Annotated in this window: 13 protein-coding genes; 5 read left to right on the top strand and 8 right to left on the bottom strand. The window is 40.0% G+C overall.

Features of this window, described 5'->3' with window-relative positions:
- Window positions 1–14: 14 nt before the first annotated feature.
- The 4 genes from BLQ87_RS08635 to BLQ87_RS08655 all read left to right on the top strand — a co-directional run bounded on the left by BLQ87_RS08635 (window position 15) and on the right by BLQ87_RS08655 (window position 5,532).
- Window positions 15–794 carry a LytR/AlgR family response regulator transcription factor gene (locus BLQ87_RS08635; protein WP_074605770.1) on the top strand — a complete coding sequence of 260 codons (780 nt, stop codon included), beginning with the start codon at window positions 15–17 and terminating at the stop codon, window positions 792–794.
- Complete coding sequence (locus BLQ87_RS08640; protein WP_245723823.1) at window positions 784–3,744, top strand: ligand-binding sensor domain-containing protein; 2,961 nt, start codon at window positions 784–786, stop codon at window positions 3,742–3,744. Before BLQ87_RS08635 ends, BLQ87_RS08640 begins: the two co-directional genes overlap by 11 nt.
- A gap of 412 nt (window positions 3,745–4,156) precedes the next feature.
- Window positions 4,157–4,345: a hypothetical protein gene (locus BLQ87_RS08650; RefSeq protein ID WP_074605772.1), complete on the top strand. Its 189-nt coding sequence runs from the start codon at window positions 4,157–4,159 to the stop codon at window positions 4,343–4,345.
- Between the two features lie 68 nt (window positions 4,346–4,413).
- Window positions 4,414–5,532 carry an N-acetyltransferase gene (locus tag BLQ87_RS08655; protein WP_074606882.1) on the top strand — a complete coding sequence of 373 codons (1,119 nt, stop codon included), beginning with the start codon at window positions 4,414–4,416 and terminating at the stop codon, window positions 5,530–5,532.
- 6 nt (window positions 5,533–5,538) lie between these two features.
- Here the strand turns inward: BLQ87_RS08655 and BLQ87_RS08660 are convergent, their stop codons facing one another.
- The 8 genes from BLQ87_RS08660 to mce all read right to left on the bottom strand — a co-directional run bounded on the left by BLQ87_RS08660 (window position 5,539) and on the right by mce (window position 11,252).
- On the bottom strand, window positions 5,539–5,868 hold the full coding sequence (locus tag BLQ87_RS08660; protein ID WP_073232843.1) for a helix-turn-helix domain-containing protein: 330 nt from the start codon (window positions 5,866–5,868) through the stop codon (window positions 5,539–5,541).
- A gap of 40 nt (window positions 5,869–5,908) precedes the next feature.
- Window positions 5,909–7,264, bottom strand: coding sequence for a UDP-N-acetylmuramate--L-alanine ligase (locus tag BLQ87_RS08665; RefSeq protein ID WP_074605773.1), 1,356 nt, complete (start codon window positions 7,262–7,264; stop codon window positions 5,909–5,911).
- A 43-nt stretch (window positions 7,265–7,307) separates the two neighbouring features.
- The gene (prmA, locus tag BLQ87_RS08670) at window positions 7,308–8,147 is read right to left on the bottom strand and encodes a 50S ribosomal protein L11 methyltransferase (RefSeq protein ID WP_074605774.1); all 840 of its coding nucleotides are present in this window, start codon (window positions 8,145–8,147) and stop codon (window positions 7,308–7,310) included.
- Window positions 8,147–8,911, bottom strand: coding sequence for a triose-phosphate isomerase (gene tpiA / locus BLQ87_RS08675; RefSeq protein WP_074605775.1), 765 nt, complete (start codon window positions 8,909–8,911; stop codon window positions 8,147–8,149). The genes prmA and tpiA overlap by 1 nt, the downstream gene beginning before the upstream one ends.
- 65 nt (window positions 8,912–8,976) lie before the next feature.
- Entirely contained in the window at window positions 8,977–10,143 is a 1,167-nt protein-coding gene (locus BLQ87_RS08680; RefSeq protein WP_074605776.1) for a GlmU family protein, read from the bottom strand.
- Window positions 10,144–10,214: 71 nt separating this feature from the next.
- Window positions 10,215–10,463: a type B 50S ribosomal protein L31 gene (locus BLQ87_RS08685; RefSeq protein ID WP_069377557.1), complete on the bottom strand. Its 249-nt coding sequence runs from the start codon at window positions 10,461–10,463 to the stop codon at window positions 10,215–10,217.
- 94 nt (window positions 10,464–10,557) lie between these two features.
- Window positions 10,558–10,845 (bottom strand): hypothetical protein, encoded by a 288-nt coding sequence (locus tag BLQ87_RS08690; protein WP_074605777.1) that lies wholly within the window; start codon window positions 10,843–10,845, stop codon window positions 10,558–10,560.
- Window positions 10,845–11,252, bottom strand: coding sequence for a methylmalonyl-CoA epimerase (mce, locus tag BLQ87_RS08695; RefSeq protein WP_074605778.1), 408 nt, complete (start codon window positions 11,250–11,252; stop codon window positions 10,845–10,847). The genes BLQ87_RS08690 and mce overlap by 1 nt, the downstream gene beginning before the upstream one ends.
- Before the next feature lie 125 nt (window positions 11,253–11,377).
- Here mce and BLQ87_RS08700 point away from each other — a divergent pair, with 125 nt between their 5' ends.
- Window positions 11,378–12,589, top strand: a complete 1,212-nt coding sequence (locus BLQ87_RS08700; RefSeq protein WP_073232850.1) for an IscS subfamily cysteine desulfurase — start codon at window positions 11,378–11,380, stop codon at window positions 12,587–12,589.
- The last annotated feature ends 39 nt before the right edge of the window (window positions 12,590–12,628 follow it).

Here is a 12,628-nt window from a genome sequence, read left to right on the forward strand (position 1 = left end):
AAAACTGATAAACTGTGCTGAATACAATTATTGTTGACGATGAAGAATTTGCCCGTTCCTCTCTTTATTTCTTATTACAGGAAAACTGCGAGAACATCCATATTTCGGGGATTGCCAAGTCTGTAGCTGAAGCGCGACAATTACTGAGCAACAACAAGATAGACCTGATATTCCTGGACATTGCCATGCCCGGAGAGAATGGATTTGACCTGATTCCGCAGGCACAACTCAGTAAATCACATGTGATCTTTACCACTGCTTATGATCAGTATGCACTCCGGGCAATTAAGGCCAATGCGCTGGATTATCTGTTAAAACCCATAGATATTGATGAGCTGAAACTGGCCGTAGAAAAAGCCGGTAAATATATCGCCCTGAATAAAAAAGAGCACAACAGAAATGAAAGTCTTCAAAATCTGGCTGTTCATTTATCAGAAAGAAATGAGATCAGGAAGATTAGTTTACCCAATGGGCAGGGCTATTCATTGATCAATATTGATGATATCATTCATATTGAAGCAGATAGCAATTATTCCATATTTCACCTGGCCAATAAAGAAACCATTACCGTTTCCAAGGTTTTAAAAGAATATGAGGAAATCCTTCCGGAACAACAGTTTGTCAGAATCCATAAATCCAGCATCGTCAACCTGAATTATTTAAAGGAATATAATTCTAAGAATGGTATGGAAGTGATCCTGAAGAATGGAGAAAAAATTGCGGTTTCAAGAAGAAGGGCCAGTGATTTCGCAGAGAAGATTAAATCATATACCCGTTTTGAAAGTGATAAATAAGAAAAAAATAAACGCCGTTAAGCTTTTTACGATCAGCATTTTAAGCTTTTTGTTCAGCACAACTGGTTTTTCACAAAGCACTTACCTTCAGCATTTCAGTACAAAGAACGGACTTCCAAGTAACAATTGTTTTTATACTTTACAGGATAGTAAAGGATACATCTGGATCGCTACCGATGCAGGGGTAAGTCGTTTTGACGGTAAAATATTTGAAACATTTTCGATCAATGATGGTCTTCCCGACAACCAGATCCTCCAGTTAAAAGAAGATAAAAGCGGAAAGATCTGGTTTCTCGCCTTGAATGGTCAGCTCAGCTATTTTTTCAATGGAAAGATTTACAATGAGACCAACAACAATTTATTGAAATTACTCAAGTTCAATGCCGTGATTGTTTCATTTTTCCAGGACAGTAAAGGAAGGATCTGGTTGGGAACGAACAAGAATGTGCTCGTGATGTATCATGGCAAACACATTACAAAATACATTTCGGCCGACCATGACCGGCAGTTTATCAATACTTTTGTTCATGAAGATGGTACCGGAAAAATATGGGCAGTCAGCAATACCTCTGTGCGGATGCTGCAAGGAAATAAATTCAAAGTTGCCCCACATAGCAGTTTACCGATTTCCTATAAAACAGCGCTCAACCTTCCCGATAAAACCCTCGCCTACCTCGATGCTTCGGGTCTGAAGATCAGAACAGGCAACGAGGAAAGATTACTGACAAAAGTAAATAACGCGCTATTGAGTAATGATCCGGGGTATTTTCACCTGGATCAAAATAAAGACCTCTGGTTAAGCAATGCTTCCGGCATTTACCATATTGAATCCGACGGAAAAACTAAGCGTTACCTGGACAATATCTCTTCCAGTCAGGCGATCAGGGATGCGAAAGGGAATATGTGGTTTACGACGACCAATGGCATTTATATGCTCCCTCAGAAAAATGAACGGTTATATGTCGTCAATAAAGCCAACGGGCTGAGCAGTGACCTGGTAAAAAGCATTATAAAGGACGACAAAAACAGGTTGTGGCTGGGTATGGACGAAGCAAAGATCAATGTTGTTGATCAGCAGAGCAGTCAGATCAATCAAATCTCATTAGGGGATAAAAAGAAATACAACATCATTAAACAACTTGCTTTCGACAGCACTGACCATTCCATTTATTTTGCTTCTGATTATGGTTTGGGCAGGATAAATGAAAGCGACAAAAACAACAGGAATATCGATTATCTCCGGGAAACGAGCAGCTCCATGTTTGTCATCAAAAGTTTCAGCATCTCCTCAGGAGGACTTAAAAACCTGGCATTGGCCCTTTCTTCGGGTGTGGTGATTATCCCGGACAGGCTAAAGAAATTTGAATTCACTTCCCTTTCCTTCAAGCAGGGCGAAGATTTCTTTAACAACAGGTCTTACCGGGTATTTTACGACCGGCAGCAGGGCTTATGGTTTTCCAACATCAATGGCTTATCCGAGTTCAATAAGGGAACCTTAACTAATTTCTTTGAAAAACAACCCCTGTTAACCAAGCGGATTAACGACATTCAGGAGCTTCCCGACCGTACGCTTGTGCTCGCAACGGATGGAAACGGACTGCTCTTTATGAAAGAGGGACGGATCGTCAAGGTCATCACACAAGAAGATGGCTTAGCGGACAACATCTGTAAACGCCTGTTTGTAAAAAACAACCAGACCTGGGTGGTCACCAATAATGGGATCAACAGGATTTACTTCGATGGGGAAAATGCGAACGTCGAATCTTTTGAATACACGAATGCACTGCTGACCGATGATGTGAATTGTCTGTATATTGACGATAAGAACGCCTATTTTGCGACCAATAATGGCCTAGTTTATTTTGCTTACAACCAATCTGAACACAATAAGGAAGCACCAAAAGTATACATCACTTCTGTAGTCAACAACAAAAGTAAGTTGGGAATGGACCATCAGGACCATGTATTGGATCCTTCCAACAACAGCATTACCTTTTACTATAGTGCCATAGATTTCCAGAACAAAAACATCCTTTACCGGTACCGCTTAAAAGCAGATGCCCCATGGACAGAAACAAAAAGCCGGAGGATTGAATTCTCTTCTCTGGAACCTGGAGAATATAGCTTTGAACTGAGTGCCAAATCAAATAACAGCAACTGGAGTAGCCCTGCGAAGGTTAATTTCGTACTCAAAGCACATTTCTGGCAAACCACCTGGTTCCTGATCCTGGTTTTCCTGCTGGCAGGTTTTGCTTTTTATAAGCTGGCAGTTATTGTTACCCGGCGACAAAAAAATAAAGAACAGGAGCAATTGCTGCTGAAGAACAAAATACTGATGCTGGAGCAACGTGCCTTGCAGGCGATGATGAATCCCCATTTCGTTTTCAATGTGATGAATTCGATTCAGCATTACATCAATACAAAGGATACCAATTCCGCCAATAAAATCCTGACGGGCTTTGCGAAGCTGATCAGGAAGAACCTGGAAATCTGTACCCGAAGTTTCATTAGCCTGGAGGAAGAACTGGATTACCTGGAACTGTACCTGAGCCTGGAGAAAAAACGATTCGGTGATAAACTGATGTACCAGATCAAGGTAAGCCCGGCCATTGACAAAGAAGAAACGATGGTTCCTTCGATGATTCTGCAACCTTATATTGAGAATGCCATCTGGCACGGCATCATGCCTAAGGAGGAAGGTGGTAAAATCGACCTGCTGATTGACCTGCAGGGACCCGATCACCTGATCATAAAAATCATTGATGATGGTGTTGGTATAGACAATTCCCTCAGGAACAGAAAAGGTGATCACCAGAGTAAAGGAATGGACCTGACCAAAGAACGCATCAATTTATTAAACCAGGTTGAAGCTAATCCTATACAGATAAAGGTACAACAGACCGGGATTTCGGGCACTTTTGTATCCATTTCTATCCCATTAATGCCCTAAATTACCGTTTACTCAATTATACATACCACTTACTAATTCTATATTAATCCTGCTTAAATTTGCATTAAACTTGTTATAGATATTAAAACAAACATAGTTTGTAAAAAGCGTTCTTATAGAATTGATCAAAGATATTTTACCTAACCTAAAACTATATCTCAATTCAGGTTTCATTTGTGTGTTAAAAAATGGTAAAGCCTCAAACTTTACCATTTTTTTTTGCCCTCCTCCCTCCTTTTTGCTACGCAAAATAAATCTGTTATTTATTTTTAAATAACTCTTCCCGTAAAAGTTTTTTATACTAATTTTGATGCACCAAAAAATCAAATAAAACAGCTTTGCTTATATTTAAAAAGATTTTTTGTATTTTTAACGTACCAATAAAAACCTTACTGAATTTATTTTTTTTGTAATGAAAACTCCAAAAACACCGATTAACAAGAGCCCTTTAGTTGACCCTGAAACTGAGATGGATGATTCAAGTGAAGAAACCAGTAAAAAGAAGTCATATCAGGATGATGAAGATGACGATTTTGATATGCCTTTAGACGATCTGGATAACTTCGAGAACTTCAATGATGATGACGACGACGACTATTAACAGATAGAACATAATGATTTTTAAGCATCCTTCTCAGGATGCTTTTTATTTTAATTCCAGCCCAACAGATGCAGATTATAGCAGTATCCGATTCAAAGACCAAAAGAGATTTTTTAAACGTTGCCCGTTTTCTATATAAAGATGATCCCAACTGGATCTGTCCGCTGGACGCGGAAATTGAACAGATATTCGACGCAGCAAAAAATCCTTTCTTTAAACACGGTACCTGTAAGCGCTGGATTTTAAAAGACGATACCGGAAATACCATTGGCCGGGTGGCTGCCTTTATCAACGAAAAGAAAGCCTACCAGTATGAACAACCTACCGGCGGCATGGGTTTCTTTGAATGCACCGACAACAAAGCAGCAGCTTTCCTGCTGTTTGATACGGCAAAAACCTGGTTGCAGGAACAGGGAATGAAAGCCATGGATGGCCCCATCAATTTTGGAGAGAATGATTCCTTCTGGGGATTGCTCGTAGAAGGCTTTACGCCGCCTTCTTACGGCATGAATTACAATCACGCATACTATCATCGCTTTTTTGAAGATTATGGATTTGAGACGTCCTATCAGCAAATCACCAATCACCTGGCGGTCAGAAAACCTTTCCCGGAACGTTTTACAAAAATCGCCAACTGGGTAGCCAATAAACCAGGTTATACTTTTGAGTATTTTTCTAAGAAAAATGCGGCAAAGTATGTACAGGACCTGATGGAAATTTACAATGACGGATGGCAGGATTTTGAAAACTTCGTGCCTATCAAAAAAGAAACACTGGAAGAGAGTTTTAAGAAAATGGCAGAGATCATGGATGAGAAACTCATCTGGTTTGCCTATGTCAACGGAGAACCTGCTTCTTTTGTGGTGATCATTCCTGACGCCAATCAAATGATCAAAGGTTTTAACGGCAAACTGGGTCTGATCGAAAAGCTGACTTTTCTTTACAAACGTTGGGTTGGTGTAAGCAGGATGCGTGCGATTGTGATGGGAACTAAGAAAGCCTATCAGAAACACGGCCTTGAATCCGCGCTGTTTATTAAGCTGAAGGAATATGTATTGCCTTTAAATCAGTATGATGAACTCGAGCTTTCCTGGGTAGGAGATTTTAACGACAAAATGCTTTCTATTCATGAAGCAACAGGTGCCACTTTTGGTAAGCGACACCTGACACTTCGTAAAATCTTCTAAAAAGATTTATTTTTCTCTGATTTCTTCATAGAGGTCAATCACCTTCTTCTGAAGTTTGATGATCTCTTCTTCTCTCAAAGAAAGTTTATCTTTCAGGCTATTGATTTCTTCAAAATTAAGCGACTGAGGATTTTCTCCTTCTTTAGAGATAATGTCCATAGTGGAGACTGCAAACAGGTTTGCAATCTGTTCTAATCTTGAGATGTTAATATCTGTGATACCTGTTTCAATTTTAGAAAAGGCAGGAATAGAAATATTTAGACGTTTAGCCACTTCCCCTTGGCTCCAGCCATTTTTCTGGCGTAATTGTCTAATGTTTTTTCCAATGATATTCATGTTATTAATTTAGGTGTATTATTATAGTTAGTACTTTAATTTATTTTGTATTCAACTCACGTGCCAATTTCGGCAAATCCATCCCACCAAAATTTCCGGAGCTCATTAACAATAAGTTAGTACCAACAAAATTCAACCCTAATAAGTAATCTTTAAGCGCATCGGAATTATTAAAAAACTGCAATTCCTTGCTTTGAAACGCCATTTGAACCTCTGATTTGCTAAAAGGTTTAATCTTTTTGTGCTCAAAAGTTTTTTCGTCAATATATACAATTGCATGGTCTGCTTCGTTCATCGTATCCGCATACTGTGCTAAAAAATCTTTATTCAAACTGCTAAATGTATGTAACTCTATACACGCCACCAATTTCCTTTCAGTAAATTGAGTTTTCACGGCCTGGATCGTCGCTTTCAGCTTTGAAGGCGAGTGGGCAAAATCTTTGTATACATTCGTCTGTTCTGTTTTACTGAGCAGTTCCAGCCTTTTTGCAGCTCCTGTAAAAGAAGAAATTGCCTGATTGAACTGCTCGTCATTTACCGATAAAGCATTACAAACCAACCTGGCGGCATTGAGGTTCATCAAGTTATGATTTCCAAAGACATTTAAAACAGTGTGATCAGGCAACAGGGAAGTTATACCATCTTTCACCTCATGCTGAGGAATTTCATAACCTATTTTTTCTACATTGGCCCTTGATTTTAAGACCATTGCATTTAAATCTTCGTCTTCGGCGCAATAAATTAACTTCCCACCCGGCTGAATGGTATCAATAAACAAGTCAAACTGATGGGTATAATCTTCGAAAGTAGGAAACACATTGATGTGGTCCCATGCGATTCCGCTGATCACGCCTATATTTGCTTTGTACAAATGAAATTTCGGCCTGCGGTCTATCGGAGAAGCCAGGTATTCATCCCCCTCAATAATGATCAATGGGGCTGAATCTGTAACCTTCACCATGGTATCAAAACCAGCCAGTTGTGCACCTACCAGGTAATCAAAATCTCTGTTATAATAGTTGAGCACATGCAGGATCATGGAAGTGATTGTGGTCTTTCCATGACTTCCTCCGATAACTACCCTAAGCTTGTCTTTCGTCTGCTCATAAATATATTCCGGATAGGAGTAGATTTTCAGCCCCAGTTCCTGGGCTTTCAACAGCTCCGGGTTATCCAGTAAGGCGTGCATCCCCAAAATCACCACATCTAAATCAGTGGTAATTCTACCGGCATCCCAGCCCATTTTTTCGGGTAAGATACCATGTCGGGCAAGCCTGCTTACAGAAGGTTCAAAAATAACGTCATCAGATCCCGTTACCTGATATCCTTTTTTATGTAATGCAATGGCAAGATTGTGCATGGCACTACCACCGATAGCTATAAAATGTACGCGCATATGTCTATGATAATGATGAATAAATTATACCGCCGGAGCGGTATTAATCTTTTTTAAAGCGGGCAGCAACCCATTCTCCGATTTTTTTATGATCGATATATCTGATCTGGAACTTTTCACATTCCGCCTTGATCATATCCAGGTCCGGACTTTCGTAAAACCCACTGAAGAAGATACTGCCACCGGCAGTCAGCACTGAAGCATATACCTCAATCTGATCGAGTAAGATATTCCGGTTGATATTGGCAAGAATCACCTCAAAAGGCTGTGCAGGAATCGTTTCCTTGCCACCACATGCAGCGGTAATATTGCTGATCCGGTTTAAGGCTGAATTCTCTAAAGTGCTCTGGTAACATACATCATCATTGTCTATCGCAACCAATGATGATGCTCCTTTTTTTGAAGCAAGGATCGCCAGGATCCCTGTTCCGCAACCCATATCAAGAACGGTCTTACCCGCAACATCAGTGGACAGGATATATTGCATCATCATCGTAGTGGTTTGATGATGTCCCGTTCCAAAAGCCATTTTAGGATCAATCACGATCTCATATTGATATTGAGGCTGTGGCTGGTGAAAAGTTGCCCTGACATAACACTGATCATCGATGATCAGTGGTTCAAAATTCTTTTCCCATTCTTCATTCCAGTTCTCTGCAGCGATTTCTGTGATGGTGTAATTGGATTCAAATTCTCCCTCATACCTGGCTAAAACATCACCAAGCTGCTCCTTTTTATAACTATCGAAATCAATAAACGCGGCAAATCCATTTTCGGTATCTTCAAATGTATTGTAGCCGATCTCCGCCAAATCACTGATCAGCAAATCCTGCTGATATTCTTCTATCGCTGTAAAGCTGAATGTTACCTGTATATACTGCATTAAGAATTGAAAGTTTTAACGATATCTACAAAATCTCTGGATTTCAATGACGCACCACCAATCAGGCCACCATCGATATCAGGTTGAGCGAACAATTCCGCTGCATTTTTAGGATTAGCACTTCCGCCATAAAGGATAGAAGTTGCATCTGCAATCTCCTGACCGTATTTTGCGGCGATTTCTTTACGGATATAAGCATGAACTTCCTGAGCCTGATCTGAAGTTGCTGTTAAGCCGGTTCCAATAGCCCATACTGGTTCATAAGCGATTACCAATTTAGAAAAATCTGCAGCATCCAATCCGAAAACGCCATGGTCAAGCTGAGATTTAAGTACTTCAAAATAGCTTCCGTTATTTCTTTCGTCCAAAGTCTCTCCGATACAGAAAATAGGCGTCAGTCCATTTTTCAAAGCGATCACCGTTTTTTGTGCCAGCAGCTCATCGCTTTCTGCGAAATACTGACGTCTTTCAGAGTGACCAATGATCACATATTCGCAACCCACAGATTTGATCATCTTTGCAGAGATCTCTCCTGTAAAGGCACCGCTTTCATTCTGATGACAGTTCTGAGCACCAATCTTAACCGTTTCGCCACCTAGTTTTGCCAAACTGTTTAAATGAAGGTAAGGTGAGCAGATGATCGCGATTTGATCTCCTTTTTTCTCATCTCTTACCATGTTTACAATTTCTGAAAACAAGGATATGCCTTCGGCATAATCCAGGTTCATTTTCCAATTTCCGGCAACAATTTTTTTTCTGGTCATATGTTTATTGTTTTAGCAGGCATGAGGCAAATTAGCGCTTCAATTCTACTGGTTTTTCTAATGATTTAACGTCTGTAATCCTGAGTCAGCTCAAAGATTTCTTTTAAAATATTTTGTTCCACTTCGTCAAATGGAGTTTTTCTCCGCTCAAAGACCTTCTCTGTGGTTTCAAATAACTTATCGAGTTGATAGGTTTCAAAGCCATGTGCACCGCCCCAGGCAAAGTCAGGGATAAAGTTTCTCGGGAATCCGGAACCAAAAATATTGGCACCTACGCCCACTACTGTTCCGGTATTGAACATGGTATTGATGCCGCATTTGGCATGGTCGGCCATGATCATTCCACAAAACTGAAGTCCGGTTTTACGGAAGCTTTTTTCTGCATAATCCCAGAGTTTTACTTCCGCATAGTTATTTTTGAGATTGGAGTTATTGGTATCCGCGCCAATGTTACACCATTGCCCCAGCACCGAGTTTCCCAGGTAACCTTCATGTCCCTTCCCCGAGTAACCCCAGATGACGGCATTGTTGATCTCCCCGCCTACCCTGCTGAAAGGCCCGATAGTGGTCTGTCCGTAAATTTTAGCGCCCATCTTTACCTGTGAATCATGACAAAGTGCAAAAGAGCCTCTGATATGGCTTCCTTCCCAAACCTGACTGTTTTTACCGATATATATAGGTCCGTTTAAGCTATTGAATGTTGAACATTCTGCCCCTCCACCTTCTTCTACAAAGATCTGATCGCCGATTAAAACGTTAGTCGCACTTAAAGGTTCCGAAGTTCTTCCTTTTGTGAGCAAATCAAAATCTTTCTTCAGTTCTCCATCATTGTTCCTGAAGATATCTTCCGGATAGTAAATTCTGGTCAGCTCCTGGGTATAAGTTACCGGGGCCAGTGTTAAAGCCTGCTCCCATTGCATCTCTGCTGCTACACGATAAGCGATCACCAGGTCCAGTTGTTTTAAAACCTCTCCTTCGCGAAGCTTTCCGATGGCTTCCAGTAATCCGGCATCCGGACATACAGAACCATTTATGGCTAAAGTAGCTCCGGTTTGTGTAGGATATTTAAGGGCAAGGTAAGGACTGGTAAAAAAACCGGCAGTAGCCCCCAGGTGTTTCTCCCATTTTTGAGCGATGGTTAAAATCCCGACACGAAGGTCCGCAACTGGTCTTGTGAAAGATAACGGGCGAAGAGATAGCCAGGCATTATCATCAAATAAATTGATTGTCATAAGCTACAAAAATAAAAAAAGTCCCGAAGCAACAGCATCGGGACTTAAAATAATTACCTTTTTTGGTGGAATTACTTCTTAGCGTAACGAGTTTTAAATTTATCGATACGACCAGCAGTATCTACCAACTTCATTTTACCAGTATAGAAAGGGTGTGAAGTGTGTGAAATCTCTAATTTGTAAAGAGGATATTCGTTACCATCTTCCCACTGAATTGATTCTTTAGTATCTACACAAGATTTAGTTAAAAAAGAATATTCGTTTGACATATCTTTAAATACTACAAATCTATAGTTTGATGGATGCAGATCTTTTTTCATAATGTTTATATATTATATTTCCTTATTTCTCGCTTATTTTTAAGGTTGCAAATATCCTAAAATTATTTTTCAATAGCAAGTAAGTGTGGAAAAATTATCTACTATACTTTTTCCGGGTCTCAATTTTCTCTTTTTGCCTTGCTAAGTAGGCATCAGCGATGACTTCAGCCGAAGGCAGCTCCGAATTACTGATCAATAGCTTTTTCAATTTATCCTCATTTACATCCGTACGGTACAATATATTCATCATTTTAGAGATATCGTTGTCCAGCAGATAGGCAAAAGCCTGTACCAGTCTTTCCCTTAACAGGGCCTCTGATGATAAATCTTCAATCTCAAAATCCCTGCTGATGATGGTCGTTAATGACTTCAGGTCGTCCATTACGTCGTTTTTATTTCCTGACATAACTCTATCAGTACTCCGTTTGTTCCTTTTGGATGAAGAAAACAAACCAGTTTATTGTCTGCACCTTTTTTAGGCTGCTCATTCAATAAGGTAAACCCTTCTCCTTTCAGGCGTTCCATTTCGGCGAGGATATCTGCTACATCGAAAGCAATGTGGTGAATCCCCTCTCCTCTTTTTTCCAGGAACTTTGCAATCGGACTGTCTTCATTTGTGGCAGATAACAATTCAATCTTGTTTCCTCCGGTTTTAAAAAAGGCAGTGTTCACCCCTTCCGAAGCCACCTCTTCTTTTTTATAGCAAGTGGTATTTAATAGTTTTTCGTAAAGATCACAGGATGAATCCAGGTCCTTCACAGCAATACCTATATGCTCAATTTTCCTCATATTCTGATTAAACGGTTAGAAAAATGTAAAAATGCATGTTTTAACTATACGGTCATAGCTATTATTTATAATTGTTGGCATTCTTTTTTTGTACCTTTGTGTATTAATAAGAATAAATATATACGATGGAACTTCCTATTTACTTAGATAACAATGCGACTACTCCTCTTGATCCAAGGGTTTTAGAAGCGATGCTACCATATTTCACCAGCAAATTTGGTAATGCTGCCAGCCGTAACCACGCTTTTGGGTGGGTTGCTGAAGAAGGTGTTGATTACGCACGTGAACAAGCGGCAAAACTGATTGGCTGTACTGAAAAAGAAATTATCTTTACTTCAGGTGCAACAGAAGCAGACAATTTAGGTATCAAAGGGGTTTTTGAAATGTACTCGGATAAGGGTAACCATATCATTACCGCGACTACGGAACACAAAGCTGTTTTGGATACTTGTAAACACCTGGAGAAATTAGGTGCTAAAGTAACTTACCTGAAAGTGAAAGAAGATGGATTGATCGATCTTCAGGAACTGGAAGCAGCAATGACAGAACAAACGATCTTAGTCACCATTATGTATGGTAACAATGAGATCGGTGTGGTTCAGCCAGTTAAAGAAATCTCTGCAATTGCACATAAATTCGGTGCCTTATTCATGACTGATGCGACACAAGCTGTAGGAAAGATTCCTGTAGATGTAAATGCGGACGGAATTGACTTAATGGCTTTCTCTGCACACAAAATGTACGGTCCTAAAGGTGTTGGTGTATTATATGTACGTCGTAAAAACCCAAGGGTTAAAGTTACTGCACAGATTGATGGTGGTGGTCATGAGCGTGGCATGCGTTCAGGAACATTAAATGTACCTGGAATCGTTGGTTTGGGTAAAGCATGTGAGCTTTGTCGCCTTGAAATGGACGAAGAAGCAAAACGTTTATCTAAATTAAGAGATAAACTGGAAGCATCTTTAAGCCAGATGGAAGAAAGTTATGTAAATGGTAATGTAGAACACCGTTTACCACATGTAGCAAATATCTCCTTTAAATATGTAGAAGGTGAAGGCCTGATGATGGCAATGAAAGACTTGGCGGTATCTTCGGGTTCAGCTTGTACTTCCGCTTCACTTGAACCTTCATATGTGTTAAAAAGCTTAGGTCTTTCGGATGATTTAGCACACTCATCTATCCGTTTCGGATTGGGTCGTTTTACGACTGAAGAAGAGATTGATTATGCTATTGAAAACACTAAAAAAGCAGTAAACCACCTGAGAGATCTTTCTCCACTGTGGGAAATGTTTAAAGAAGGAATTGACTTAAGCAAAATTGAATGGGCTGAGCACTAAGCTTAAACCCTTAAATAAATAACATTAAAATCAATCCCT

Origin of the sequence: Pedobacter steynii (assembly GCF_900103665.1) — a bacterium.
Taxonomy (GTDB): domain Bacteria; phylum Bacteroidota; class Bacteroidia; order Sphingobacteriales; family Sphingobacteriaceae; genus Pedobacter; species Pedobacter steynii.

What these genes read in the sequence shown, in the direction of transcription:
- BLQ87_RS08690 (WP_074605777.1), bottom strand. Translation starts at nt 10,845, where the DNA reads ATGGACGACCTGAAGTCATTAACGACCATCATCAGCAGGGATTTTGAG.
- BLQ87_RS08665 (WP_074605773.1), bottom strand. Translation starts at nt 7,264, where the DNA reads ATGCGCGTACATTTTATAGCTATCGGTGGTAGTGCCATGCACAATCTT.
- BLQ87_RS08685 (WP_069377557.1), bottom strand. Translation starts at nt 10,463, where the DNA reads ATGAAAAAAGATCTGCATCCATCAAACTATAGATTTGTAGTATTTAAA.
- mce (WP_074605778.1), bottom strand. Translation starts at nt 11,252, where the DNA reads ATGAGGAAAATTGAGCATATAGGTATTGCTGTGAAGGACCTGGATTCA.
- BLQ87_RS08700 (WP_073232850.1), top strand. Translation starts at nt 11,378, where the DNA reads ATGGAACTTCCTATTTACTTAGATAACAATGCGACTACTCCTCTTGAT.
- tpiA (WP_074605775.1), bottom strand. Translation starts at nt 8,911, where the DNA reads ATGACCAGAAAAAAAATTGTTGCCGGAAATTGGAAAATGAACCTGGAT.
- BLQ87_RS08680 (WP_074605776.1), bottom strand. Translation starts at nt 10,143, where the DNA reads ATGACAATCAATTTATTTGATGATAATGCCTGGCTATCTCTTCGCCCG.
- BLQ87_RS08660 (WP_073232843.1), bottom strand. Translation starts at nt 5,868, where the DNA reads ATGAATATCATTGGAAAAAACATTAGACAATTACGCCAGAAAAATGGC.
- prmA (WP_074605774.1), bottom strand. Translation starts at nt 8,147, where the DNA reads ATGCAGTATATACAGGTAACATTCAGCTTTACAGCGATAGAAGAATAT.
- BLQ87_RS08655 (WP_074606882.1), top strand. Translation starts at nt 4,414, where the DNA reads ATGCAGATTATAGCAGTATCCGATTCAAAGACCAAAAGAGATTTTTTA.
- BLQ87_RS08650 (WP_074605772.1), top strand. Translation starts at nt 4,157, where the DNA reads ATGAAAACTCCAAAAACACCGATTAACAAGAGCCCTTTAGTTGACCCT.